The sequence below is a fragment of the Microbacterium sp. NPDC058345 genome (assembly GCF_042723855.1).
Lineage (GTDB): Bacteria > Actinomycetota > Actinomycetes > Actinomycetales > Microbacteriaceae > Microbacterium.
Map to the genome: position 1 here is coordinate 1,370,452 of NZ_JBHXIG010000001.1, position 24,140 is coordinate 1,394,591.

Below are 24,140 nucleotides of genomic sequence, written 5' to 3' on the forward strand. Positions count from 1 at the left end.
ACACGGAACAGAGAGGTTCTGAACATGACTGCAGTGCAGCGCGTCGCCATCGTCGGCGCAGGAGTGTCCGGGCTCGCCGCCGCCATCCAGCTCGCCCGCGCGGGAGTCGCGGTCGAGGTCTTCGAGGCGAAGCCCGAGCTCAGCGCTCTCGGCTCCGGCATCACCCTTCAGGGCAACGCCCTGCGCGCCTTCGATCAGCTCGGCGTGTGGGAGGAGGTCGCCGCCGCAGGCAAGGCCTTCGAAGGTCTGAATCTCCGAGCGCCCGGTCCCGGCGCCCCGGTCGTGGCCTCGCTGCCCGACCTCAAAACCGGGGGGCCGGATTACCCGTCGACGATGGGCATGTCCCGCCCAGACCTCGCGCGGATCCTGCTGACAGCGGCGCAGCGGGCCGGCGCCCGCGTGACCTTCGATTCGGTCGTCACCGGCGTCGAGCAGACCGGCGACGAGGTCGAGCTGCTGCTCGTGAGCGGCTCGGCGGGGTCCTTCGACCTCGTCATCGGGGCGGACGGCCTCAACTCGGCTGTGCGCGGGCTGATCGGCATCGACGTCACGCCCGAGCCGACCGGCATGGGCATCTGGCGCTCGTTCGTCTCGTTGCCGCCCGACGTTGAGCGCAGCGAGCTGTACTACGGGGGACCGATGTACATCGCCGGGTACACGCCGACCGGCGATGACACGATGTACGCGTTCCTCGTCGAGAAGGCGCAGGATCGCTTCGGAGTCGACGCCGACGAGTCGCGCCGCATCATGCTCGAGCAGTCCCGCGCCTACGACGGACCGTGGAACGCGATCCGCGCCGACATCGAGGCGGGTGCGAGCGCCAATTACACCTGGTTCACGCGGCACCTCGTCGAGGAGCCGTGGAACCGCGGACGGGTCGTCATCATCGGCGACGCCGCGCACAGCTGTCCTCCGACCATCGCGCAGGGCGCGGCCCAGGGTCTGGAGGATGCGATCGTGCTGACGGAGCTCCTGGTGCACCGCGACGTCATCGACGAGTCGCTGTGGTCCGAGTTCCATGCGCGCCGCCTGCCGCGCGCTTCGGCCGTCGTCGAAGCGTCCGTGCAGCTCGGCCAGTGGCAGCTCGACGGCGTGCGGGATGCTGACGCCGGCGGCCTCATGTTCCGGGTCGCTCAACTCACGGCGCAGCCGGCATGAGCGGCGGGCTGAACGTGATCGTCGACGTCCACGCGCACGTCCTGCTCCCGTCGTTGCAGGCGGGAGTCGAGCAGCGCGCCCCCGAGCTCGTGGCCGAGGCGGCGGCGCTCGAGCTTCGCCGCAACGGCGCCGAGAGCCTGAAAGTCAACGGCGGCATGATCGGAGCTCGCATCCAGAAGCTCACCGACGTGCGTGCCCGACTCGCCGACATGGACGAGCAGGGTGTTCACCGCCAGTGGGTCAGCGCCTCGCCGAACCACTTCTACCCCTGGGCGCCCGAGGGCATCGCCGTGTGGGCGGCCGGCGAGGCGAACCGTCTCATCGCCGAGCATGTGGCCGAAGCCCCCGATCGTCTGGTCGGGCTCGGCCTGGTACCGCTGCAGCATCCGGAGCGCATCGTGGAGTACCTCGATGACGCCGTGCTCGGGCGCGGGCTCGCAGGCGTCGAGATCTCGTCGTTCGCCGGCGACGTCGAGTTGTCCGATTCCCGACTCGAGCCCTTCTGGGCGCGAGCGGCCGAGCTCGGCTGCGTCGTGTTCCTGCACCCGTTCGGCTGCTCGCTCGACGAGCGTCTCGACCGTTTCTACCTGTCGAACACCGTCGGCCAGCCGACCGAGAACGCCGTCGCGCTGTCGCACCTGATCTTCTCCGGTGTGCTCGATCGGCATCCCGGCCTGCGCATCGTCGTGGCGCACGGCGGCGGCTACCTGCCGCTGTCGATCGGGCGATCCGACCACGCGTGGAAGGCCAGGCCGGAGGCGCGGGGATGCGAGCACGCGCCCTCGACCTACCTGCGACGGCTGTGGTTCGACACCGTCGTGCACGATCCGGTCGCGTTGCGGCGCCTCGTCGAGACCGTCGGCGGATCGCGGGTGCTTCTCGGGACCGATTACCCCTTCGACATGGGACTGGATGACCCGGTCGCGTTCCTCGGCTCGGCGTCGCTGCCGAAGGAGATCGTCGACCGCATCGCCGGCGGGAACGCCGAACAGCTGCTCGACACCCGGGTGCGGGCGTGAGGATCGCGCGCTGGTCGACGGACGATTCGGTCGTCGAGGGGGTCGTCGTCGGTGACACGGCCGTGGCCTTCCCCGAGGGCGTGACCGTCGCGGCCCTGCTGTCGGGTGGCCTCGCGCAGGCGCTGAACCGCCAGGCGGAGTTCGAGTCGGGTCGCGGCGTGCCGCTGACGAGTGTGCGCCTGCTCGCGCCGATCGTGCCGGCATCCGTGCGCGACTTCGTCGCCTTCGAGGAGCATGTGGAAGGCGTGAGCGCCTCGGTCGACGGCAAGAGCGAGGTCGTGCCGGAGTGGTACGAGGCGCCGACGTTCTATTTCACGAACCCGCACACGGTGCGGGGCACGGGCGTGCGCATCGACGTGCCGGAGACCCGCCGTCTAGACGTCGAGCTCGAGCTCGCAGCCGTGATCGGGTCCGTCCCCGGGTCTCTCGGCGAGAACCTCGACCCTGCCGCCGCGGCCGCGCACATCTTCGGCTACACGGTCATGAACGACTGGTCGGCCAGGGACCTCCAGTCGCGGGAGATGAAGGTGCGGCTCGGTCCCGCGAAGGGGAAGGATTTCGCCCTCACGCTGGGCCCCTGGATCGTCACGGCTGACGAGCTCGATCCGCACCTGGATGACGAGGGATTCCTCGCCATCCGCGCCGAGCTGCACATCAACGGCGAGCTGATCGGCGAGGACCTCGTCTCGAACATGGGCTGGCCGTTCTCCGAGCTCGTCGCGTACGCCTCACGCAACTCCGTCGTGGTGCCCGGCGATGTGCTCGGATCGGGCACGGTCGGGAACGGCGGGTGCCTGGGTGAGCTGTGGGGGCGGCTCGCGGATGCAGCGCCTCCGCCTCTCGAGCCGGGTGACGTCGTGCGGATGTGGATCGAAGGGGTCGGAGAGATCGAGAACACCGTCGGTGACCGCGTAGCGGCACCGCGAATCCCTCGGGCTCGCGTGCGTCCCCGCCTCCGTGACAGGACCGATCGACACTTCAGTTGAAAACAGACAGAAGTAGCGATATGATCGAGTCGACGTCGGGGCTCAGTGAGTCCGTTCGCTCGGCACGGACGCCGCAGCGGCACACCAGGTCGCGTCGATCACCCGGTCGTACGGGTGCCCCCGTCATGACTCTCTCTCCGCTCCGCCTCCGCCTCCTGGTCGGATCTCTCCTCGTCGTCTCCTTTCTCGGAGCCCTCGACCATACCGTCGTCTCGACGTCGATCGCCACGATCGGCGGTCAGCTCGGTGCGCTCGAGCACATGAGCTGGATCATGGTCGGGTACACGCTCGCGGCCACGGTGATGCTTCCCGTGCTCGGCAAGCTCGGCGACGTGCTGGGTCCACGCCGGGTGTTCGTCGCCTCGCTCGTGCTGTTCATCCTCGCGTCCGCGGTCTGCGGCTTCGCCCCGAGCATGGAATCGCTCGTCGCGTCGCGAATCGCCCAGGGAATGAGCTCGGCCGGACTGCAGCTCATGTCCCAGACGATCGTCGCCCGTGTCACGAGCCCGCGCGAGCGACCGCGCTTCATGGCGATCATCGGATCGGCGTTTCCCGTCGCGATCGTCGTCGGTCCGCTGCTCGGCGGCCTCATCACCGACTATCTGAGCTGGTCATGGGTCTTCTGGGTGAACGTCCCGGTCGGCATCGTCGCCCTGGTCGTTGCGCTCATCGCCGTGCCTGCTCTGCCGGGCGGAGCGCATCCACGTTTCGACATTCCCGGCGCGATGATCTTCACACTCTCTCTCGTCGCGCTCGTGCTCGCCGTGACCTGGTTCGGCGAGGGTCCCATCCGCCCGCAGGCTCTGGTGTGCCTGGTGATCGCCGCGATCGGGCTCCTGGCGTTCGTCCTCATCGAGCGCCGCGCGGCCGCGCCGATCCTTCCGCTCCCGCTCTTCCGCGACCGCACGATCGCCTCGTGTCTCGCGCTCAGCGCCATCATCGGCGCCGGGCTGTTCGCGATGACCTCGTATCTGCCGACGTACTTCCAGATGGCGTATCGCACAAGCGCCACCGTGTCGGGCGTCGTGCCGATCGCGACGGTGCTGGGGATGCTGATCGGCAACCTGGTGACCGGCTTCCTCGTCAGCCGCAGCGGTCGCTACCGCCTGTACCCGATCCTCGGCACGATCCTCGGTGCCCTCGGCATGCTCGGCATGGCGCTCCTTCCTCTCGGACTGCCGTTGTGGGCGCCGGCCGCGGTGATGTCGGTCGTCGGCGTGGGAACCGGTGCGTTCATGAACCTGATCTTCGCCGTCGTGCAGAGCGCCGCGCCCCGTGAATCCCTCGGCGCCGTGACCGCCACGACGAATCTGGTCCGTCAGATCGGCTCCACGCTCGGAACGGCGATCATCGGCGGCATCGTCGGCTTCGGCGTCGCCGCGCTCTTGCCGTCGGCGCTGGACGCTGCGACGCTCACCCCGCAGGCCGTGCACACCGCGACAGAGGCGCTGCAGGACGCCGTCGCCGAGATCTACCACGACGTGTATGCGCCCGTGTTCGCGGCGTTGGCGGCCGTCTACGCTCTGGGTGTCGTTGTGGCGGCGTTCCTTCCCGCAGGCCGTCTGTCCGACGAGAACCCCACCGAACCCGCGATCGCGCCGGTCCCCGCGACCGCCTGAACCGTCTCGAAGGAGAGAACCATGAACGACTCACCCCTCATCGCGATCGTCGGCAGCGGCCCGATCGGCGCGGCGTTCGCCCGGACGATCCTGGAGACCTCGGCCACAGCGAGGGTGCTCATGCTCGAGGCAGGACCTCAGGTGACGACACCCGCCGGCTCGAGCGTACGCAACATCGCCGACGCCGACGAGAAGGCCCGCGCGCGCGAGATGTCGCAGGGCCCGCAGGCCGGCGCGTTCCGCGAGTCGCTCGGCATCCCCGCCGGCGCGGTCGTCGAGGGCATGTTCACCGCCCGCCAGGGCACTCACCTGCTGGACTTCGGCGGGGAGGGCTCGGCGCATGCTCCGACGTTCCCTGCGGCCGCGGCCGCGACGAACGTCGGGGGACAGGGAGCGCATTGGACATGCGCGATCCCACGGCCTGCGTTCAGCGAGAAGCTCCCCTTCGTGGACGAAGCCGAATGGGAGCAGCTCATCTCGACGGCCGAAGGACTGCTGCATCACCAGAGCGCGGCGTTCGCCGCCTCCCCGGTGGGTGCGGCCATCCGGTCGCTTCTCGAAGGCGAGTTCGGCGCGGAGCTTCCCGACGGGTACGGCGTGAGCACCCTGCCCGTCGCGGGCGATCCCCAGCCGGACGGGTCCATGCTCTGGGCCGGTGCGGACACCGTCCTCGGCCCGCTTCTCGATGAGGCGAGCGAGCTCGCCTCGCGATTCGAACTGCGCGACCTCAGCCTGGTGCGCCGCATCACGCACGCCGAGGGACGCGTCACGGGGCTGGAGGTCGAGGATCTGCGTACGCGGACGCTCTCGACGATCGCCGCGGACGCCGTGGTGGTCGCCGCCGATGCCTTCCGCTCCCCGCAGCTTCTCTGGGCCTCCGGCATCCGGCCCGCCGCGCTCGGACGCTACCTCACCGAGCACCACGTCGTGATCTCGACCGTGGCGCTGGACCCCGACCGCATGGGTGCGCTCGTCACCGACGCCGAGCTCGAGGTCGAGCTGGAGCGTCGCGCGCTGAACCCGGCCGACCCGGTGGCGGCCGTCAACCGCATTCCGTTCTCCGAACCCGATCACCCCTTCTCGCTGCAGGTCATGTACGCCGAGAACCCGCCGTTTCCGCTCGACCCCGCGCACCCTCTCGCCGGCAACCGCTGGGGATACGTGAACATGGGCTACGGCGTGCGGAAGCATCCGCGCGTCGATGACGGCGTGTCGTTCTCCGAGGACGAACTCGACTACCGCGGGCTGCCGAACATGACGATCGAGTACGCGCTGACGGAGGTCGAGGAGAGCGAGATCGCCGCCGCGACCGAGCGTCTGAAGCGCGCGGGCGCGGCGCTGGGATCCTTCGTCGCCGAACCGCGGCTCCTGCCGAACGGATCGAGCCTGCATTACATGGGAACCATGCGAGCGGGCGTCGACTCCGAGACCTCGGTCGCCGATCCGTACTCGCGGGTGTGGGGCTTCGAGAACCTCATCGTCGGTGGCAACGGTCTCATCCCGACGGCCAACACGATGAACCCCACGCTCATGAGTGTGGCGATCGCGGTGCGTGCGGCGCGAGCGCTCTCCGAGAGGATCTCGGGCACACGGTGACCCGCGGGGAGGGGATGCCCGGAAGCATCGGGCACATCGGAGGGGCTGACGGGAATCGAACCCGCGCTGTCTGCTTGGGAAGCAGAAGTTCTGCCATTGAACTACAGCCCCGAACGCCTCACGGCGCCTGGCCAGCATAACAAACCCGGCCGCAGCCGCACGCCGGCATGGCACCACGGTGCCACATGGTCGGCGGACAGGTTCATCCTGCAGACGGACGCGGCGGGCACGCCTGCGCGAATACCGTCGTTCACATGATCACAGCAGAAGGTCTCGGCAAGAGATACGGAGACAAGGCCGCCGTCGACGACGTGTCGTTCACGGTGCGCCCCGGAAGCGTCACCGGCTTCCTCGGGCCGAACGGCGCGGGCAAGTCGACAACCATGCGCATGATCGTCGGTCTCGACCGGCCGAGCACCGGCCGCGTGACCGTCAACGGCGCGGACTACCGGAACCTCACGGCGCCGCTCACCGAGGTGGGCGTGCTGCTCGACGCGAAGGCGGTGCACACCGGCCGCTCCGCGCGCAATCATCTGCGGGCGATGGCCGCGACGCACGGCATCCCCTCCTCCCGCGTCGACGAGGTGATCGACATCACCGGCATCGGCTCCGTCGCCCGCAAGCGCGCGGGAAAGTTCTCGCTCGGCATGGGCCAGCGCCTCGGCATCGCGGCCGCCCTCCTGGGCGACCCGCACACGCTCATCCTCGACGAGCCGGTGAACGGCCTCGATCCCGAGGGAGTGCGCTGGGTGCGCCAGTTCGTGCGCCACGCGGCATCCGAGGGTCGCACGGTGCTGCTCTCCAGCCACCTGATGAGCGAGATGGCGCAGACCGCCGACCACGTCATCGTGCTCGGTCGCGGCAAGGTTCTGGCGGATGCCGCGCTGCCCGACCTCGTGCGCTCCTGGACCACCGCCCGCGTGCACGTGCGCAGCCCCCGATCCGTCGAACTCGCCGACGTGCTCGCCGGCCGTGACGTCGAGATCGTCGCCACGAGCCCCGACACGCTCGACATCTCCGGTCTGCCGGCCTCCCGCATCGGCGATCTCGCCGCGGAGCGCGGCATCCCGCTGCACGAACTCACTCCCACCAGCGGATCGCTGGAAGACGCCTATCTCGCCCTCACGGGCGAGTCCGTCGAATACCGCACCCGCGCCGTCCCGCAGGACGGCGCCGCGCTCGAGGAGGCGCACGCATGACGACCATCCAGGCTCGCGCCACCCATCAGCCCGCCGCCCGCTTCAGGGTCTCGTTCGTCCGTCAGCTGCGCAGCGAGTGGATCAAGCTCGCCTCCCTGCGCTCGACGTGGTGGTCGATCGCCATCGTCGCCGTGCTCACGGTGGGGATCGCGCTGCTGATGGCGCTGGCCATCGGCGACAGCGGGATGCCCGGCGTCCAGATGATCGTCTCGCCGATCCAGTTCACGATGCTGCTCGCCGGCATCCTCGGTGCGATCTCGGTCACCGGCGAGTACTCCACCGGCATGATCCGCTCCACCCTCTCCGCCACGCCGACCCGCGGTCTGGTGCTCGCGGCGAAGGCCGCCGTGCTCGCGCTGTTCCTCTTCGCCACGTCGCTGGTGATCTTCGGCATCGCGGCGGCCGTCGTGTCGCCGATCCTCGAGTCGAAGAGCGCCGCGATCGACTGGTCCGACGTCAGCGGCTCCATCCAGCCGATCCTGGTCGCCTCGCTCGCGATGGCCGTGTTCGCCCTCATCGGCGTCGCGTTCGGGTTCCTGCTGCGCTCGGGCGCCGGCGCCATCGCCGCCACCGTCGGACTGCTCTTCGTGCTGCCGATCGTGCTCAGCATGTTCGGCATGGCGGGTCCGTCTTGGGACTGGATCCGCGCGCTGGGCGACTACCTGCCCGCATCCGCCGCGCAGAACGCCATCGTGCCGCAGAGCGACTGGGGTCTCGAGGAGCCGATCGCCTTCCTGACCCTCGGCGGGTGGGTCGCCGCGGGGATGCTCGCCGCGTGGGCGGTGCTGCGGGGGAGGGATGCCTGACGGCAGCCTTGTCGGCCGCTTCGCCGACCGCCGTACGTCGTAGAGTCGTGACCGTGCCGACCTCGCGCAGCCGCAGCGCCTCCGTCCCTGAGGACGAGGAGCTGCGGCTGCCGCGTCCGCCCGGCGTGATCCGCCGTTTCTGGGCGAGGCATCCGCTGCTCGCCGATGTGCTCATCGCCCTGTTCTGCCTGCTGTCCTCGCTGGTTCCGGCGGCGAACGTCCGCACTCCCGGGGTGCTCGCCGCCGTGGCGGGGCCGCTCACCGTTCTCGTCGCCTGCGTTCTGCTCCTGCGCCGGCGTCGCTGGCCGGTCGCGGCCTTCGCCGCCGCGTGGGTCGTCTCGGCCGCCCACCTGCTCGAGGCAGTACCCGTCGGCGGACCGCTGGTGCTCGTCACGGCATACTCGCTCGCCGTCTACCGCTCGTCGCGCGCCTGCTGGATCGGTCTCGCCATCGGGCTGTCGTCGCTCGCGCTGCTCTCGTTCACGCTGTCGACGGCCGGTGTCATCCCGTTCACGATCGCGATCAACGCGGTCATCGGCGAACTGGTGATGGGGCTGATCGGCGGGCTGATCGGCATCAACGTCGGCAATCGCAAGCGGTACCTGGATGCCGTGATCGACCGTTCCCGCCAACTGCTGGTGGAACGTGACCAGCATGCGCAGCTCGCGGCGGCCGCCGAGCGCGAGCGCATCGCCCGCGAGATGCACGACATCGTGTCGCACTCGCTGACCGTCGTCGTCGCGCTCTCCGAGGGCGCCGCGGCGACGGCGGACGTCGATCGCGCCCGGGCCGCGTCGACCGCCGCCGCGGCGACCGCCCGCAGCGCCCTCACCGAGATGCGCTCGATGCTCGGCGTGCTGCGCGACGGCGACGCGGATGCTCCACTGGCGCCCTTGGAGCCCGTGAGCCCGGCCGAGACGGTCGCCGCGGCGCAACGTGCGGGGTTCGCCGTGTCGCTCGCCGTGCGCGGCGATCCGGCCGTGCCGCCCGCGCTGCGATTCGCGATCGGTCGCATCGTGCAGGAGGGCGTCACGAACGCAATGCGCCACGCATCCGGTGCCACCAGGATCGACGTGCGCATCGATCACGACGCCGACCCGCTCGTGATCGAGATCGTGAACGACGCCGCGGTCCGACCGGCATCGGAGGGCGGGTTCGGCCTCCGCGGTCTGGCGGAGCGTGCGGCGCTGCTCGGCGGGTCGGTGGTCTCGGCGCCGGCCGGGAACGGGGAGTGGATGCTGCGCGCCGAGCTGCCCCACGCCGCCACGACGGACGGAGCGCCGTCATGACCGATCCGATCCGCGTGCTCCTCGTCGACGATCAGGCGCTCATCCGCGTCGGGTTCCGCATGGTTCTCGAGGCGGAGCCCGACCTGCTCGTCGTCGGCGAGGCGGGCGACGGCGCTGCGGCGATCGCGCAGGTCGCCGCGTTGCGCCCGGATGTCGTGCTCATGGACGTGCGGATGCCCGGCGTCGACGGCATCGCCGCGACCGCGGAGATCGTGCGACGTCATCCCGAGACCAGAGTGCTGGTGCTCACCACGTTCGACCTCGACGAGTACGCGTTCGCCGCGATCCGGGCGGGGGCCGGTGGCTTCCTGCTGAAGGATGCCGAGCGACACGAGCTGACCGCCGCGGTGCGGGCCCTGCATCGCGGGGACGCGGTGCTGGCACCGCGGATCACCCGCGCCCTGCTCGACCGGGTCACACCGCAGCTGTCCGCCGCAGAGACAACGGATGCTCCTGCGGCATCCCCCGCCGATCCGATCGCGCGGCTCACAGAACGCGAGCGCGACGTCTTCCTCGCGATCGGGCACGGACTGACGAACGGCGAGATCGCCGAGCGGCTGTTCCTCAGTGAGTCGACGGTCAAGACACACGTCGGCCGGGTGCTCGCGAAGCTCGACGCGCGGGACCGCATCCACGTCGTGATCCTCGCCCATCGGCTGGGCCTCGTCGATCCCGACGATCCGCCCGCGCCGTGAGTCCGGCTCCCTCGCTCGCGGGGCCGCCGTCAACGCAACCAGCCCCGCCGCGCAACGCCACCCGTTACGCTGAACACGTGCTTCTCAGCGATCGCGACATCAGGGCGGAACTGGCATCAGGGCGCATCGGGCTGAGCCCCCACGAGCCCGAGATGGTGCAGCCGTCCAGCGTCGATGTGCGCCTGGATCGCTACTTCCGGCTGTTCGACAACCACAAGTACCCGTTCATCGATCCGTCGGAGGATCAGCCCGAGCTGACCCGGCTGATCGAGGTCGCCCCGGATGAGCCGTTCATCCTGCACCCCGGGGAGTTCGCGCTCGGTGCGACCTTCGAGCAGGTCACCCTCGCCGACGACGTCGCGGCACGGCTCGAAGGCAAGTCGTCGCTGGGCCGCCTCGGCCTCATCACGCACTCCACCGCGGGCTTCATCGATCCCGGCTTCACCGGGCATGTCACTCTGGAACTCGCGAACGTCGCGACCCTGCCGATCAAGCTGTGGCCGGGCATGAAGATCGGGCAGCTGTGCTTCTTCCGGCTCACCTCGCCCGCCGAGAACCCGTACGGCTCCGGTCCGTACGGCAACCGCTATCAGGGGCAGCGAGGCCCGACGGCATCCCGCTCCTTCCACAACTTTCACCGCACCGACGTGGGCGTCACCGATGCGGGGTCGATCGGAGGCTGACATGAGCGACGCGGACCCGAACGAGGACCAGCACGGCTCGCCGCGGGATGCGGCCGAACCGGATGCGGCGGCGGGGTCCGCGGCGCCCGACGTCGATCCAGCCGAAGGCATCGGAACGGATGCCGTCGGACCAGGCGCCACCGCGACGGCTGCCATCGCGCCGGATGCCGCCGACGCCGACGTGTCCGACGCCGCACCGCCCGCCGGAGAGCCCGACACCGTCGGGCTCTCCGATGCCGAGGCGGCCATCGCGGACCTCGACATCCCCGAGCCCGAGATCCCCGACCCGGCGATCTCGGCCGCCGCGCTCGCCGAGCCCGTGATCCCTCCGGCCGCGATCCCGCCGGCCCCGGAGGGTCTCGCGCCGGCACTTCCCGTGCCGGCGCAGCCGCGTGCCGGCGGCGACGGTCCCGCCGTCTCCGATGCGGAGGTTCCCGCCCCGGTCACCCGGGCGGAGCGTCGCACGATCGCCGACTCGTCGTCCGCCGCGACGGCGCCCCCGCCCGACCCGGCGGTGGTGCCGCCGGCGGCGGGTGCCACGCCCGGCAACTACCGCGGCTGGACCATCGCGATCTTCGCCGTCCTCATCGCCCTCCTCATCGGAGCGGTGGTGGCCATCGGCCTGCTGCTCGCCGGCGACGTCTCGCCGTTCCCCTCGGCCTCGTCCGCAACCGCCGGCGCACTCTCGATCGGAGCGCCGCTCGTCCGCTGACCGAGGCTCCGGACGATCGGTCGGATGCGGCGGACGCATCGTCGGGCGCCGCACCCGCCATCCGGTCAGGCTGAGATCATGACCGTCACCGCGCCCGTCCCCGTCGCCGTCGCGACCACTCGCCGTCTGCCGTACGGCGCCCTGCTCGCCATGATGGCGATGAGCTTCCTGCTCGTCAGCGCCGAGTTCCTGCCGAACGGAGTGCTCACCGAGATCGCCGCCGAACTGCGGGTCACCCCCGGTCAGGCCGGGCAGCTCGTCACCGTCACGGCGCTCGCCGGACTGCTCGTCGCCCCGACGATCGGGCTGGCGCTGCCCCGCCTCGACCGGCGCACCCTGCTGGTGTGGATGGCGGCGCTCGCCGCCGTGTCGAACGTGGTCGTCGCCGTCGCGCCGAGCCTGCCGCTCATGCTGCTCGCCCGCGTGCTGCTGGGCGCCGCCCTGTCCGGCTTCTGGACCATGTCGATCACCGTCGCGGCCCGCATCGCCGGCCCCGAGCGACTGGGACGTGCGGTCATGTTCACGTCGGCGGGCACCTCGCTGGCGACCGTCGCCGGCGTTCCGGTCGGAGTGATGCTCAGCCAGCTGCTCGACTGGCGCGGCGTCTTCGGCATCGCCGCCATGGCCACCGCGGCGCTCGCCGTCGCACTCCGCGTCCTGCTCCCGTCGGTGCCGGCCCAGAACGCCGCCCGCATCCCCGTGCTGATCGACACGCTGCGACTGCCCGGCATCGGTATCGGCATGATCGGGCACGTGCTCGTGATCTTCGGGCACGCCCTGGCATACACCTACATCCGTCTCGCCCTCGAGAGAGTGCAGCTCGACGGCGGCGGGATCGACGAGGGCACCATCATCGTGCTGCTCGCGGTGTTCGGCGTCGGTGGATTCATCGGCAACCTCGTGATCGGCGCCCGCATCGACCGCACCTACCGCACCCTCGCCGTGGTGACACCGCTCGTGATCGGCGCGTCCGTGATGCTCCTCATCGCCGGTTCGGCGTCGCTGTGGATCGTCGGAGTCGTCGCGTTCGTCTGGGGCTTCTTCTTCGCCTCGTGGCTGCTGATCGTGAACACCTGGGTCGGGCACCGGATGCCGGATCGGCTCGAGGCGGGCGGCGGTCTGGTCGTGGTCGGGTTCCAGGGCGCGATCATGCTCGCCGCAGGAGTGGGCGGGATGCTCGTCGACGCTCTCGGCATCGAGCTGGCCTACGCCGCAGGGGCCGCGATGCTGCTGGTCGGCGCGGCGCTGTTCGGTCTCTCCAACCGGAGCGCCCGCTGAGCGGTGGAAGGAGCTTCTTCAGGCGGGCGTGAGAGCGCGACCCGCGCGCCACGCCGACGGCGTCATGCCGGTGTGCCGGCGGAAGGCGCGGCTGAAGCCCTCATCGGAGCCGTAGCCCAGCTCGCGCGACACCTCGCTGACCGCGCGCCCGTCGACGAGCAGGGCGCGGGCGGTGAGCATCCGAACCTCGGTGACGTACTGCGCGGGCGAGCGGCCGAATGCTCGGCGGAATCGCTCGGCGAAGATCGTGCGCGACAGCGCGCTCACCGCCGCCATCTGATCGACCGTCCATTCGCGCCCCGGGTCGTCTCGCACGGCCTCGATCACGCGATCGAGGAACGGGTCGTCGGTGCGCGACGGCCAGCCCTCGGGCGCGCAGCCGACCGTGCTCCATGCGCGGATCACGGACTGCAGCAGCGTGGTGGCCATCATGCGGCAGATCACGAGATCGCCGTCACGCTCACGCGTCGTCTGATCGTCGATGCCCATGTGATGGGCGAGCGCAGCGGCTGCCGGCTCGAGCTCGTCGAAGTGACGGATCCAGGCGGTGTCGGGAAGCAGGTCGGCGAGGTGCGCGGCGCTGTCGTCGAGTTGCAGGTGCGAGACCAGTGCGCCCGCGCCGGCCGGCAGGCGGAGCGTGAGGGCGTGCCGTCCCGAGGAGAGCAGGGCGTCGCCGGAGGACAGCGACTCCGGCAGTCCACGGCCGGCGGGCAGGGTGGCCGCGCCGGTGAGCACGTACACCAGGGAGATGCCCTCGGCGGCGAGGGTGATCGTGTCGTCGGCGGCCGGCAGGACGCGACGCTGCGACCGGATGCTGACCGAGATCTCCCCGAGCAGCCGCTCCAGGCGCGCCTCGCCGCCGGTGGGGACGACGGTCGGCGTCGACGCGAGAAGGCTCATGTGATCGGCAAACCGTCTCGCGCGCCGGGCTATTCCACATGCTGACGATGTCGACCCCTCCGAAGACACCGGGGTGATCCAGGGAGGGGTCGTCATGCCGAGCCTGCGCGTTCAGCCGTGCGTATGGATGTGGATGTGCGGCGCGGGTGCACCGTGGCCGCGGAAGCCCCGGTGTCCGTGCTCACGGTCGTGCCGGCCGTCGTGCTCACGGTCGTGACGGGAGCCGTGCCCACCCTCGTGCCGGTACTCGTGTTCGAATCCGTGCCGGCTCTCGTGTCGGCCTTCGCGTCCGAATCCGTGCCGGAAGCCGTGGTGACGCTCGCGCCGGCCATGCCCGCCGTGACGGCCATGCTCGCCGTGGCGGCGTCCGCGGCGAGGGAGCTTGCGCCCCTCCTCCCAGCCGAGCTCCCGCGCGATCTTCTCGAGCGCCGCGGTCATGGTCGTGAATTCATCCGGCGACACGGCGCCGGCGACGCGGTCGCGGATCTCCTGCACGGAGACGCCGAGGCGCTGCTTCGCCAGGCGCCCCGCTTCGGTGAGCGTCCAGCCGTCGCGCGTGCGCTCGATCCAGCCGAGCGCGATGAGCCGGCGAAGCTTCGGTGCGCGCAGGGGACGGTCGGATGCCACGGTGCCGTCGATCAGGTTCAGCATCCGCCAGTCGCGGCGCGTGACCGCCTCGTCGTCGAAGACCGTGGCGAACTCGGCACGCAGCAGGCGGTCGACCGCGGTGATCCAAAAGCCGAACGGTCGGGAGTCGGGAGTGATGTTCTCATCGGTGTTCATGGGATTCCTTACTTGTCATGTTGCATGTATATGCAGTCTGACATGCAAACAATGTCCATGTCAATTCACATGTAAAGTCGACTCGTGTCCACCGAGCCCGCCGATCACGCCGATGCCATCGCCGCCGCCCTGTCGCGCCTGCGCGGAAGGCGGGGACCGCATCCGCGACAGCATCCGCACGGCCATGGCCCGCACGGACCTCACGGCGGGGCGCGCGCCCCCTGGATGGACGCCGGCGCGCGTCACGGCGCGCCTGCGGTGATCCGCATGGTCGAGGCGCTCGCCGCGGCATCCGGCCCGCTCAGCGTGAGCGGCCTCGCCGAGGCGATCGGCGTCGATCAGCCGCGGGCGTCACGGCTGGTGCAACAGGGCGTCGACCGCGGGTGGGTGCAGCGCGAGGCCGACCCCGACGACGCCCGGCGCACTCGCATCGCGCTCACCGACGAGGGCGCGCGCCTGTTCCGCGGCGTGCGCGGCGAACGGCGCCAGGCGCTCGGCCGCGCGCTCGCGGCGTTCACCGACGAGGAGAGCGCCGAACTCGCGCGTCTGCTGACGAAGCTCGCCGACCACTGGGACGCCTGAGCGAGGGTGTCCTCAGGCGGGGCCGAACTTCAGCGACGTCTCATCCTTGACCGACAGCGACAGCACTGCCGTCTCGATCGTCGCGTGCGATTCGATGCGCCGTTCGATGTCGCGCAGCCGCCGGGCCACGTCGTGCTCGCGCGCGTCGCCGGAGAGATCCACTTCGGCGACGAGGAACAGCCGGTTCGGACCGACGTACTCGATGTGCAGATACGTCACCCGCTCGATCTCCGCCGACGACAGCAGCGCGCGTCCCGCCCGCGCGCGCAGTTCGGGCGTCACGCTGGTGCCGACCAGGAACGCCATGTTCCGCGCGATGAGGATGACGGCCACGATGCCCAGCAGCACGCCGACCAGGATCGAGCCGACCGCGTCCCAGATCGCGTCGCCCGTGATCTGGTGCAGCGCGATCGCTCCGGCCGCCAGGGCCAGACCGATGAGCGCCGCAGCATCCTCGAAGAACACCGCGCGCAGCGTCGTGTCGCTCGTATCGATCACGTAGTCCCACGTCGAGGTGCCGTGCTTCTGCGCGAGCCGACGCGAGCGCACCAGTGCCTGCGTGAACGAGACGCCCTCGAGCACGAACGAGACGCCGAGCACGATGTAGGCCACAGTCGGGCTCTCGACCGGATTCCGCTCCGCCAGCTCCTGGATGCCGTGCATGATCGACACGATCGACCCCGCGGTGAAGATGCCGAACGCCGCGATGAGCGACCACACGAACGCGCTCCGGCCGTAGCCGAGCGGATGCCGCACGTCCTTGGCGCGGCCGCTGCGCCGGTCGGCGATGATCAAGAAGATCTCGTTGCCGGCATCCGCCCACGAGTGCGCCGCCTCGGCCACCATCGACGCCGAGGAGGTCACGATGGCGGCGATGGTCTTGGCCGTCGCGACGAGGACGTTGGCGAGGAACGCGATGATGACGGTCACGCCGGAAGGCTACTCCTCCGGCGCGGCGGATGCGGCGGAGCCGACCCGCTATCGCTTGCCGGCATCCGAGATGCCGGGAGCGCATCACGTCGCGCGCCGCTGCGTGCCTTCGCGATCGCCGTCGCCGCTGCCGATTCTCGCGACATCCAGCCCCGTCACGCCGTCGTCGGCGAAGGCGAGCACGGCGTCGAGCACCGCATCCGACCCGAGCGGCCGGTTGTGGCCGAGTCCGTGCGTCAGCAGCAGGCGCGAGCGCTCGGCGTGGGCGGCATGCAGGTCCGCCGCGTTCCGTGCGGCGAGCGCGCGGTCGTCCGCGTCGTGGATGACGAGCAGTTCCGTGCCCGGCGGCAGCGGCTCGATGAGGGAGTCGAACTGCGCATCGGTCTCGGCGCGGCTCATGCCGAGACGCCGGTGGAACGACGCCTCGAACGCCGTGCGCGTGCGCGTGGACATCCGCAGCGTCCGCGCGAACTCGTCGAAGAACGCGTCCACCCTGCCCGCGCCCGCGATCGAGACGATGCGGTCGGCGCGCAGCCCGCCGCGCACCGCGGCCAGTGCGGCGAAGGCCCCGAACGAGTGACCGACCACGAGATCGAGCGGACCGTCGGTGTCCGAGATCCGCTGGGCGGCGGCGATCCAATCCCGCACATCCGTGCGGAAGCCGGCCGATGCGCCGTGCGCCGGGGCGTCGAAGGCGTACACGCGATACCCCTCGGCGACGAGGTCGCGGACGAGGGTGGCGAATTGCGAGGCGCGACCGCTCCAGCCGTGCATCAGCAGCGCCGCGCGGGTGCCGGCGCCCCAGCGGTACGTGACGATCCGGCGACCACGCACGTCGACGGTTTCGCGGAGCGCGCTGTCGTGCGTGTGCCTGTCGTCATCGCGCACCCGCATGCGGGGGCGCGTCGAGAAGAACAGGGAAGTGGCGAGTCGTCCGGCCGACGCAGGCGACATCGCCGAGAGGATGCGGATGCCGGAGGCGGCGATTCTCTGCGCAGTGGACATGCGCTACTCCTATCAACACGAACGATCGTTCATAGACTATCGGAACGATCGTTCGTAGACTAGGGCCATGTCGGATCAACGCCTGCAAGGCGGCGGCGTGCGGGAAGCCGTCGTCGACGGCCGCCGCGCGCGCGGCGACGCCTCGCGGCGATCGGTGCTCACGTACGCCACCGACCTCGTCTCGGTCGAGGGGCTCGACGGCCTCAGCATCGGCCGGCTGGCCGACGTGTCGGGGCACAGCAAGAGCAGCATCGCCGGACTCTTCCAGAACAAGGCGGGCCTGCAGCTGGCCACGGTCGAGGCGGGTCGTACCGTGTTCATGGCCGTCGTCGTCGAGCCCGCGCGCGACCAGGCGCGGGGGCTGCCGCGGCTGGTGGCGCTCATGCACCATCTCATCGAGTACTCCCGCACGCGCGTCTTCTCGGGCGGATGCTTCTTCGCCGCCGTCAGCGCCGACGTCGACTCCAAGCCCGGGCCGGTGCGCGACGCCGTGCGCACCGCGATGGCCGACTGGTACGGCTATGTCGAGGCTCAGGTGAGGTACGCGACCGAGGCGGGGGAGATGCAGCTCGATCCCGCGGGCATCGAGCTGCTCGCCTTCGAGCTGCCCGCCCTCTACGAACAGGCCAACGCCCGCTCCCTGCTCTACGGAAGCGACCGACCCTACGAGATCGCGGCGCGGGGCATGCGGCAGCGGCTGCTCGCCGCCGGTGCGGACGAGGCGGCGCTCACGCTGCTCGAACGGTAGCGCGCTGCTCGGCCGGAATCCTCGATCGTGCCTCGCGGTGGCCGATGATCGGAGCCGGCGTCAGATCACCGCCTGCTTCGCCTTGACGGGCAGCATCAGCAGCAGCCCGGCGAGCAGCACGAGCACGATGCCGAGGATGCCGAGGCGGGTGTCGCCCGAGATCCCGACGAACAGGGCGAACAGGCCGGGCGCGAGGAACGACACCGCGCGCCCCGTCGTCGCGTAGAGGCCGAAGATCTCGCCCTCGCGACCGGCCGGCGTGATGCGGGCGAGGAACGATCGGCTCGCCGCCTGCACCGGCCCGACGAACATGCAGAGGATCAGACCGAGGATCCAGAACCCGATGGCCGCCGTGCCGATGAACAGCACGATGGTGCCCGCGACGACGAGCCCGATCAGTGAGGCGAGGATGACGTTCTTGGCACCGAATCGGTCGTCGAGCCGGCCGGCGATGATCGTCGAGACGCCGGCGACGACGTTCGCGGCGACGGCGAAGTACAGCACCTCCGTGGAGGAGAAGCCGAAGACCTGGGCGGCGATGATGGCGCCGAAGGTGAAGACGCCGGCGAGACCGTCTCGGAACACGGCGCTCGCGAGCAGGAACAGCAGCACCTGCCGATTGCCGCGCCACAGCTTCGTGATGGTGCCCCACAGCACGGCGTATGACCGGAAGAAGCCCACCCGCACCTGGCGTGCGTCGGCCGGGATCTCGGGAACGCGCAGCAGCACGGGGATCGCGAAGACGCCGAACCACACCGCCGACGCGAGCACGGCGAGGCGGATGTGCAGACCGCCGTCGGTGGTGATGCCGAGGGGGCCGGGGCTCGACGCCAGGCCGATGAAGCCGACGAGCAGGATCACCAGCAGCACGATGCCGCCGACGTACCCCATTCCCCAGCCGAAGCCGGAGACACGCCCCATGTCCTGCTTGGTCGACACCTGCACGAGCATCGCGTTGTAGTTCACGCCGGCGAACTCGAAGAACACGTTGCCGACCGCCAGCAGCGTGGCACCGAGGATCAGGTAGGCCGGCGCGCCGTCGACGAACACCATCGCGGCCATCGCCAGCACGACGACGAAGGTGTTGATGCCCAGCCACAGCTTGCGGCGGCCCGTGCCGTCGGATCGCTGGCCGAGAACGGGCGCCAGCGCGGCGATGAGAATGCCGGCGATCATGAGCGCGACGCCGATGATGCTGGCGTTGTTCGCGAGTGCCGCGACGACGGCGGGATCCTTGGCGTCGCCGCCCGCCGCGTCGAGCACGGCGTCGTCGACGAAATAGGTGCTGGCGAGGAATGTGCTGAACACGAAGGTCGTGACGACCGCGTTGAACGCCGCCGATCCCCAGTCCCACAGCGCCCAGGCGAGGACGCCGGGCTTGCGGACGTCGTCGACAGCCGGTGTGGTGGGCTGCGGATGCGGCAGGGCACGCTCTTCGCTCATTCTCGAAGTCTGGCGGCGCGGGGTGAACGGGTGGTGACGACGCGCCGCGCGTTAGGGTCGTGCCATGTCGAGCGGCAGCGGAGCACGGCGAACGGTCGTGCTGTTCGAGGGGAGAAGCGACAGCCTGGCGTTCCGCGCGCTCGCGAGTCGTCGCGGAGCGTCGCTGGAGGCGCTGACGCTGGTCGACCTCGATGGCGTCACCAACCTGCGTCGCGCGCTGACCGGCCTTCGCGGCGACGATCCGGACGCGCGCGTGCTCGGGCTCTACGACGCCGCAGAGGGACGGTACGTCACCGGAGTGCTGAAGGACGTGGGGATGCTGGCCGCCGCCGCCGACGATCCGGGTGCCGTCGGGTTCTTCGGATGCCAGCGGGACCTGGAGGATGAGGTGATCCGCGCGGCCGGCGCCGAGCTCGTGCTGCAGACGCTCGCCGCGCGCGGCGAGCTCGCGCGGTTCCGGGTCTTCCAGGGGCAGCCCGCGCAGCGCGAGCGCTCGCTGTCGCAGCAGCTGCACCGCTTCGCCGGCACCGCTGCGGGCCGCAAGGCGCGTTTCGCCGCCGACGTGATCGACGTGGTTCCGCTCGAGCGGATGCCGCCGCCGCTGACCGCGCTGCTCGACGTGGCGGTGAGCGGGGTCTGACACGGCGCTCGCGTCGAACGCCTGCTGACCGTGTCAGGCGAACGACGCCGCGAGCAGCTCGCTGAACAGTTCCTCGGGGTCGCGTTCCAGGCGTCGTCGCGCGAACCAGTCACAGATGTTGACGCAGTCGCGGTGCAGCAGATCGAGGCCCTGCGGGTTCGACACGGTGTCGACGATCTGCGGCAGGTCGATCACCCGCACCCTGCCGTCGTGCACGAGCAGGTTGTATGCCGAGAGATCGCCGTGCGCGAAACCCGCCGCGGCGAAGATGCGCATGATGTCGGCGACCTGATCGAACAGGTCGGCCAGCTGCGCGGCATCCGCCTTCACCTGTGCGAGCCGGGGTGCGGCCTCCTTGCCCTCGCCGATGAACTCCATGAGCACCTCGGTGCCGTTCACCTGCACCGGGTAGGGAACGGGCGCCCCCCGTTCGTGCATGCGGCTCAGCGCTGCGAACTCGGCGAACGACCACTGCGCCGCGGCGACCGCCCGGCCGTGGGCGGACTTTCTGGCCAGGGCGCGCGCGTCGCGGGTGTTCTGTGTGCGCCGCCCCTCGGTGTACGCCGTCGATCGGTGGAAGGTGCGGTGCGTCTCATCGCGGTACCGCTTCGCGGCCAGCAGGGTGCGCTGCGCCGGGTCGCCGGGAACGGCCCGTTCGATGAGGAAGACGTCAGCCTCCTTGCCGGTCTTCAGGACGCCCAGTTCGGTGTCGACGGCGTCGGCGCTGGTCACCACCCAGTCGGGCCAGGGAAGGGGTCCTCGTTCGGACGGCGTGATCGCCGGCCAGGTGGACCAGCGCTGGTTGTCGCCGAGAACGGTGTCGGCGAACGTGAGGGAGATGTCGAAGGGGGATGCGTCGAAGGACGCGGGGTTCTGCGTGTTCACAATGTGGCTCCGGAAGGGAGGCCACACGCGGATCAGGAGCGGGAGGCCTCGAGGGGAAGGTGGTCGGCGGCGGGCGCGACGAAGACGGTGTTCATCGGATGCTCCTTCCGCACGTGCCTTCCGGGCTCGTCCCGGTGCGTGGTCGAGCTTATGGCGACGGATGCGGGGCGCGCGACGTCCGCGCCGCGGGCGTTACGGGTTCGTGACCGTCTGCGCGGGTGGTTCCTGCCGCATCGTGAGCCGGACATCATCGAGAAGACGGCGGCCCGTGGCTTCGCACCTGATGCCTCATGGCACTATCTATGGATGCATCGCGGCGCACCCATCGACACGAGGGTCGAACCCTTCAGAACGGGTGACGCCATCGCGCTCCGCAGCGTGCGCACGTTTGCCGGCCGCGGCGAGGCCGTCGGCTTCGCTGTTGGGGGACGGGTTCTTGTCGACGACGACCACATTGCCGTCGTCGCGAGTCCAGTCGGATCGGCAGTGCGGCGACGAGCTGGCGCAGGTAGTGGGCCGAACGGCAGGCTGGTGCTACCCGAGGACTGGGACGGCCACGGATGCAGACGGCGCATGGTCTGTCCGATATAAGGACGAGGATGAACTCGCCTTCTACTCGCGTAAGGGCCACTGGCCCGAGGCCATGCTTTCGCTCATCAAGCGTGCGGGGGAAAACGTCACCAAGACTGCGCTGGCGCGCGCCTTCCCTTTTGACGCTGACTGGTCACAGTGGATTCCTGATCCCGAGTGGCCTCCCTCAGCGCTGCCAGCGGAGTGGAACGCGCTCGACACCCGGAAGTCTTTGCCCCTCCCGGGATCGGACACACAGCCCTGAGGGGCACGCATCCTGGTTGACGCTCGCCTCGCTAACTGAGGGCAGTACCAGTCCGTCGAGCCCGGGAGATCTGTCACGGGCGCCTGAAGAGTGTCAGACGGCGGGCGTTTGCTCACCCCCCCGTCTGAGCCAGTCGTGCGCGACGCTCTCGATAGCCTGAGGCGATGTGGTGGACCGCCGACGAATGGTCAGCGATGACCGACGCTGACTCCTGCGGCATGTGCAACGATATGCACCTCGAAGAGAACGAGCACAGTGTCCTCATCGGCTCCACGCCGGCGGCTCACACACGCATCGCGCGCAACCAAGCGCACCGCGGGTATTCGCTGGTGATCCTCCGCGATCACGTCACCGACCTCGCAGACCTCTCACCAGAGCAACTTCTGGCCTTCTGGTCCGATGTGCAACGGGCGGGAAGCGCGATCGCAGCCACATTCGAGCCGCGGAAGATCGACTATCTGGTGATGGGACATCGGATGCCTCATCTCCATTGCCACGTGTTCCCCCAGCATTCCGAGCACGACCCGACACGCAACGTCGACATCTCCGATGGACCCGACTTCCGCCCTATCGAGATGCTCCGTGCCGACGCCCGCGCACTTCGCGCCGCGTGGGAGCGCTTCGGGACTCCACCGGGCTGAGGGCTGGAGCACCGGACCGGCCGGCAGCACATCGGAACGGGAAACCGAGGGCTGGGGGTTCGTTATGCGTTCGTGATCCGGGGGTGGTTTTGTGCCTCGGATCTGGGCTTCGAATGTCGGTGGCTGCGGGTGTACTGGGGGTATGGCGGCGTTGATGGATGTCTCTGCGGAGCAGGTGGCCACGCTCGATGAGCTGGTCGATCTGGCGCAGAGCGTGCAGTGTTCGATCACGAGCATGCAGGCCGGGCTCGATGGTGTGCTGGCGTTGGCGTCGCGGTGGGCGATGGAAGCTGCCGGGGATGTGGATGAGGTGGATCTGACGTTTCGGTCGGTGGCGGCGGAGTTGGGGGCGGTGCTGCGGGTCAGTGACCGGACGGTGCAGCGGCGGATGTCGGATGCGGAGGTCAAGGTCGACCGGTTCCCGGTGGTGTGGCAGGCGCAGGGTGCGGGGCGGATCAGTGCCGGGCATGCCCGGGTGATCGTGGATGCCGGGGATTATCTGGAGGACCCGACGGCACGGGAGGCCTACAGCGTGCGGGTGTTGGAGTTCGCGGAGCACGAGTCCCCGAACCGGTTGCGTGCGATCGCCGCCCGGTTGGCGGAGCAGTATCAGGCGCGGTCGTTGCAGGAGCGGCATGAGGATGCCCGGCACAAGCGGGCCGTGTGGGTGACGGATGTCCCGGACGGGATGGCCGAACTCGGCGTGCGCGGCCCGGCGGTGCTCGTGCACGGCGTGTTCGACCGGCTCACCGCCATGGCCAAAACCAACCTGACGGGCGGTCAGCCCGACACCGACACCGACGCCAACGGCGCTGAGCGACTCGACGGTGCTGAGGGTGCCGGGTCAGGTGCTGCGGGTGTGTCGTTCGGGCCTGCGGCGGCACACCCGGGCGGGGGAAGCTCGGGCGCGCAGGACCTCGCCGATACGCGTCCGGTCGAGGATCCGCGGACGCTGTCGCAGATGCGTGCCGATCTGGCCCTGGACCTGCTGCTCACCGGCGCCCCGGCCGGGCACGACACCCCCGACGGGCTGCTCGCCGCGATCAGCGGGCAGGTGAGCGTGACCGTGCCGGTACTGACCCTGATGGGTGCCGAGGATGCCGGCACACCGGCACCGGAACTGGACGGGCGCTGCCCGATCGACCCCGCCACCGCCCGCCTGCTCGCCGGGGCCGCCACCGGGTGGGACCGGGTGCTCACCCACCCGATCACCGGGGGCCTGCTCGCCGTGGACCGCTACCGGCCCGGCGAATCCCTGCGACGACACCTCAGAGCCCGCGACCAACGCTGCCGGTTCGTCTGCTGCGGGATGCCCGTGCGACGCAGCGACCTCGACCACACCCAAGACGCGGCCCTGGGCGGTGCGACCGAAGAAGGAAACCTCGAAGCCCTCTGCCGACGCCACCACGTCCTCAAACACCACACCCCCTGGCACGTGGAACAACTCCCCGACGGGCTGCTGGAATGGACCAGCCCCACCGGCCGGGTCTACATCGACCACCCCCCAGCCCAGAACACCGTCACCTTCACCGACACCGACCCACCCCCCGACGCCGAACCACCCGACGACCCCTGGGCCAGCCCACCCAGACACCTCACACCCTTCTGACCGGGTATGCGCTGTGCGCTGCCGGCCGACGTCCGGCGCGCTCGGAGCGCTCGCGGGAACATCGCTGACGGATGTCGACCACGTGCCGAGCGCGCGATG

At 70.2% G+C, this 24,140-nt stretch carries 23 protein-coding genes and 1 tRNA gene; 17 read left to right on the forward strand and 7 right to left on the reverse strand.

The features are described from left to right. The first annotated feature begins 24 nt into the window (after positions 1 to 24). From ACFWH5_RS06440 to ACFWH5_RS06460, 5 genes are all read left to right on the forward strand, one after another. The gene (locus ACFWH5_RS06440; RefSeq protein WP_378833014.1) at positions 25 to 1,158 is read left to right on the forward strand and encodes an FAD-dependent monooxygenase; all 1,134 of its coding nucleotides are present in this window, start codon (positions 25 to 27) and stop codon (positions 1,156 to 1,158) included. Beyond that, positions 1,155 to 2,177: an amidohydrolase family protein gene (locus tag ACFWH5_RS06445; RefSeq protein WP_378833016.1), complete on the forward strand. Its 1,023-nt coding sequence runs from the start codon at positions 1,155 to 1,157 to the stop codon at positions 2,175 to 2,177. Before ACFWH5_RS06440 ends, ACFWH5_RS06445 begins: the two co-directional genes overlap by 4 nt. Further along, a complete protein-coding gene (locus ACFWH5_RS06450) occupies positions 2,174 to 3,163 on the forward strand; it encodes a fumarylacetoacetate hydrolase family protein (RefSeq protein WP_378833019.1) in 990 nt (329 codons plus the stop codon). The genes ACFWH5_RS06445 and ACFWH5_RS06450 overlap by 4 nt, the downstream gene beginning before the upstream one ends. Positions 3,164 to 3,288: 125 nt before the next feature. Then, complete coding sequence (locus ACFWH5_RS06455) at positions 3,289 to 4,782, forward strand: MFS transporter (RefSeq protein WP_378833022.1); 1,494 nt, start codon at positions 3,289 to 3,291, stop codon at positions 4,780 to 4,782. Positions 4,783 to 4,803: 21 nt separating this feature from the next. After that, positions 4,804 to 6,378, forward strand: coding sequence for a GMC oxidoreductase (locus ACFWH5_RS06460; protein WP_378833024.1), 1,575 nt, complete (start codon positions 4,804 to 4,806; stop codon positions 6,376 to 6,378). Positions 6,379 to 6,418: 40 nt separating this feature from the next. Here the strand turns inward: ACFWH5_RS06460 and ACFWH5_RS06465 are convergent. After that, positions 6,419 to 6,489, reverse strand: a tRNA-Gly gene (locus ACFWH5_RS06465). A gap of 143 nt (positions 6,490 to 6,632) precedes the next feature. Here ACFWH5_RS06465 and ACFWH5_RS06470 point away from each other — a divergent pair. The 7 genes from ACFWH5_RS06470 to ACFWH5_RS06500 all read left to right on the forward strand — a co-directional run bounded on the left by ACFWH5_RS06470 (position 6,633) and on the right by ACFWH5_RS06500 (position 13,040). Then, positions 6,633 to 7,577, forward strand: coding sequence for an ABC transporter ATP-binding protein (locus tag ACFWH5_RS06470; RefSeq protein WP_378833026.1), 945 nt, complete (start codon positions 6,633 to 6,635; stop codon positions 7,575 to 7,577). Next, positions 7,574 to 8,383 carry an ABC transporter permease gene (locus ACFWH5_RS06475; protein ID WP_378833028.1) on the forward strand — a complete coding sequence of 270 codons (810 nt, stop codon included), beginning with the start codon at positions 7,574 to 7,576 and terminating at the stop codon, positions 8,381 to 8,383. Before ACFWH5_RS06470 ends, ACFWH5_RS06475 begins: the two co-directional genes overlap by 4 nt. A gap of 53 nt (positions 8,384 to 8,436) precedes the next feature. After that, positions 8,437 to 9,672 (forward strand): sensor histidine kinase, encoded by a 1,236-nt coding sequence (locus ACFWH5_RS06480; protein WP_378833031.1) that lies wholly within the window; start codon positions 8,437 to 8,439, stop codon positions 9,670 to 9,672. After that, positions 9,669 to 10,367, forward strand: a complete 699-nt coding sequence (locus ACFWH5_RS06485) for a response regulator (RefSeq protein ID WP_378833033.1) — start codon at positions 9,669 to 9,671, stop codon at positions 10,365 to 10,367. Before ACFWH5_RS06480 ends, ACFWH5_RS06485 begins: the two co-directional genes overlap by 4 nt. Positions 10,368 to 10,444: 77 nt before the next feature. Then, the gene (dcd, locus tag ACFWH5_RS06490) at positions 10,445 to 11,050 is read left to right on the forward strand and encodes a dCTP deaminase (protein WP_378833035.1); all 606 of its coding nucleotides are present in this window, start codon (positions 10,445 to 10,447) and stop codon (positions 11,048 to 11,050) included. Between the two features lies 1 nt (position 11,051). After that, positions 11,052 to 11,762 carry a hypothetical protein gene (locus ACFWH5_RS06495; RefSeq protein ID WP_378833037.1) on the forward strand — a complete coding sequence of 237 codons (711 nt, stop codon included), beginning with the start codon at positions 11,052 to 11,054 and terminating at the stop codon, positions 11,760 to 11,762. 78 nt (positions 11,763 to 11,840) lie between these two features. Continuing rightward, entirely contained in the window at positions 11,841 to 13,040 is a 1,200-nt protein-coding gene (locus tag ACFWH5_RS06500) for an MFS transporter (protein WP_378833038.1), read from the forward strand. Positions 13,041 to 13,058: 18 nt separating this feature from the next. Here ACFWH5_RS06500 and ACFWH5_RS06505 read toward each other — a convergent pair whose 3' ends face one another. Together ACFWH5_RS06505 and ACFWH5_RS06510 are read right to left on the reverse strand one after the other, a co-directional pair. Next, positions 13,059 to 13,940, reverse strand: coding sequence for a helix-turn-helix transcriptional regulator (locus tag ACFWH5_RS06505; protein ID WP_378833041.1), 882 nt, complete (start codon positions 13,938 to 13,940; stop codon positions 13,059 to 13,061). 111 nt (positions 13,941 to 14,051) lie between these two features. Beyond that, complete coding sequence (locus tag ACFWH5_RS06510; RefSeq protein ID WP_378833043.1) at positions 14,052 to 14,723, reverse strand: MarR family winged helix-turn-helix transcriptional regulator; 672 nt, start codon at positions 14,721 to 14,723, stop codon at positions 14,052 to 14,054. 84 nt (positions 14,724 to 14,807) lie between these two features. Between ACFWH5_RS06510 and ACFWH5_RS06515 the strand changes: the two genes are divergently transcribed. Beyond that, positions 14,808 to 15,305, forward strand: a complete 498-nt coding sequence (locus ACFWH5_RS06515) for a MarR family winged helix-turn-helix transcriptional regulator (protein ID WP_378833044.1) — start codon at positions 14,808 to 14,810, stop codon at positions 15,303 to 15,305. A gap of 12 nt (positions 15,306 to 15,317) precedes the next feature. On the opposite strand, the gene ACFWH5_RS06520 is transcribed toward ACFWH5_RS06515, so the two are convergent. Next, positions 15,318 to 16,235 carry a cation diffusion facilitator family transporter gene (locus ACFWH5_RS06520; protein WP_378833046.1) on the reverse strand — a complete coding sequence of 306 codons (918 nt, stop codon included), beginning with the start codon at positions 16,233 to 16,235 and terminating at the stop codon, positions 15,318 to 15,320. A gap of 84 nt (positions 16,236 to 16,319) precedes the next feature. Beyond that, positions 16,320 to 17,240: an alpha/beta hydrolase gene (locus tag ACFWH5_RS06525; protein WP_378833049.1), complete on the reverse strand. Its 921-nt coding sequence runs from the start codon at positions 17,238 to 17,240 to the stop codon at positions 16,320 to 16,322. Between the two features lie 67 nt (positions 17,241 to 17,307). Here ACFWH5_RS06525 and ACFWH5_RS06530 point away from each other — a divergent pair, with 67 nt between their 5' ends. Continuing rightward, a complete protein-coding gene (locus tag ACFWH5_RS06530) occupies positions 17,308 to 17,988 on the forward strand; it encodes a TetR family transcriptional regulator C-terminal domain-containing protein (protein WP_378833052.1) in 681 nt (226 codons plus the stop codon). A gap of 60 nt (positions 17,989 to 18,048) precedes the next feature. On the opposite strand, the gene ACFWH5_RS06535 is transcribed toward ACFWH5_RS06530, so the two are convergent. Then, a complete protein-coding gene (locus ACFWH5_RS06535) occupies positions 18,049 to 19,431 on the reverse strand; it encodes an MFS transporter (RefSeq protein ID WP_378833054.1) in 1,383 nt (460 codons plus the stop codon). 64 nt (positions 19,432 to 19,495) lie between these two features. Between ACFWH5_RS06535 and ACFWH5_RS06540 the strand changes: the two genes are divergently transcribed. Further along, positions 19,496 to 20,071 carry an ATP-dependent endonuclease gene (locus ACFWH5_RS06540; RefSeq protein ID WP_378833057.1) on the forward strand — a complete coding sequence of 192 codons (576 nt, stop codon included), beginning with the start codon at positions 19,496 to 19,498 and terminating at the stop codon, positions 20,069 to 20,071. 33 nt (positions 20,072 to 20,104) lie between these two features. Here the strand turns inward: ACFWH5_RS06540 and ACFWH5_RS06545 are convergent, their stop codons facing one another. After that, the gene (locus ACFWH5_RS06545) at positions 20,105 to 20,956 is read right to left on the reverse strand and encodes a serine protein kinase RIO (protein WP_378833059.1); all 852 of its coding nucleotides are present in this window, start codon (positions 20,954 to 20,956) and stop codon (positions 20,105 to 20,107) included. A 999-nt stretch (positions 20,957 to 21,955) separates the two neighbouring features. On the opposite strand from ACFWH5_RS06545, the gene ACFWH5_RS06550 reads away from it, so the two are divergent. Both ACFWH5_RS06550 and ACFWH5_RS06555 read left to right on the forward strand, forming a co-directional pair. Beyond that, positions 21,956 to 22,432 (forward strand): HIT family protein, encoded by a 477-nt coding sequence (locus ACFWH5_RS06550; RefSeq protein WP_378833062.1) that lies wholly within the window; start codon positions 21,956 to 21,958, stop codon positions 22,430 to 22,432. 154 nt (positions 22,433 to 22,586) lie between these two features. After that, on the forward strand, positions 22,587 to 24,041 hold the full coding sequence (locus tag ACFWH5_RS06555; RefSeq protein WP_378833064.1) for a DUF222 domain-containing protein: 1,455 nt from the start codon (positions 22,587 to 22,589) through the stop codon (positions 24,039 to 24,041). Positions 24,042 to 24,140 lie beyond the last annotated feature (99 nt).

Coding starts and splice junctions, on each gene's coding strand:
- ACFWH5_RS06440 (WP_378833014.1), top strand. CDS start 25: ATGACTGCAGTGCAGCGCGTCGCCATCGTCGGCGCAGGAGTGTCCGGG.
- ACFWH5_RS06445 (WP_378833016.1), top strand. CDS start 1,155: ATGAGCGGCGGGCTGAACGTGATCGTCGACGTCCACGCGCACGTCCTG.
- ACFWH5_RS06455 (WP_378833022.1), top strand. CDS start 3,289: ATGACTCTCTCTCCGCTCCGCCTCCGCCTCCTGGTCGGATCTCTCCTC.
- ACFWH5_RS06460 (WP_378833024.1), top strand. CDS start 4,804: ATGAACGACTCACCCCTCATCGCGATCGTCGGCAGCGGCCCGATCGGC.
- ACFWH5_RS06470 (WP_378833026.1), top strand. CDS start 6,633: ATGATCACAGCAGAAGGTCTCGGCAAGAGATACGGAGACAAGGCCGCC.
- ACFWH5_RS06475 (WP_378833028.1), top strand. CDS start 7,574: ATGACGACCATCCAGGCTCGCGCCACCCATCAGCCCGCCGCCCGCTTC.
- ACFWH5_RS06485 (WP_378833033.1), top strand. CDS start 9,669: ATGACCGATCCGATCCGCGTGCTCCTCGTCGACGATCAGGCGCTCATC.
- ACFWH5_RS06495 (WP_378833037.1), top strand. CDS start 11,052: ATGAGCGACGCGGACCCGAACGAGGACCAGCACGGCTCGCCGCGGGAT.
- ACFWH5_RS06500 (WP_378833038.1), top strand. CDS start 11,841: ATGACCGTCACCGCGCCCGTCCCCGTCGCCGTCGCGACCACTCGCCGT.
- ACFWH5_RS06505 (WP_378833041.1), bottom strand. CDS start 13,940: ATGAGCCTTCTCGCGTCGACGCCGACCGTCGTCCCCACCGGCGGCGAG.
- ACFWH5_RS06510 (WP_378833043.1), bottom strand. CDS start 14,723: ATGAACACCGATGAGAACATCACTCCCGACTCCCGACCGTTCGGCTTT.
- ACFWH5_RS06525 (WP_378833049.1), bottom strand. CDS start 17,240: ATGTCCACTGCGCAGAGAATCGCCGCCTCCGGCATCCGCATCCTCTCG.
- ACFWH5_RS06530 (WP_378833052.1), top strand. CDS start 17,308: ATGTCGGATCAACGCCTGCAAGGCGGCGGCGTGCGGGAAGCCGTCGTC.
- ACFWH5_RS06535 (WP_378833054.1), bottom strand. CDS start 19,431: ATGAGCGAAGAGCGTGCCCTGCCGCATCCGCAGCCCACCACACCGGCT.
- ACFWH5_RS06540 (WP_378833057.1), top strand. CDS start 19,496: ATGTCGAGCGGCAGCGGAGCACGGCGAACGGTCGTGCTGTTCGAGGGG.
- ACFWH5_RS06550 (WP_378833062.1), top strand. CDS start 21,956: ATGTGGTGGACCGCCGACGAATGGTCAGCGATGACCGACGCTGACTCC.
- ACFWH5_RS06555 (WP_378833064.1), top strand. CDS start 22,587: ATGGATGTCTCTGCGGAGCAGGTGGCCACGCTCGATGAGCTGGTCGAT.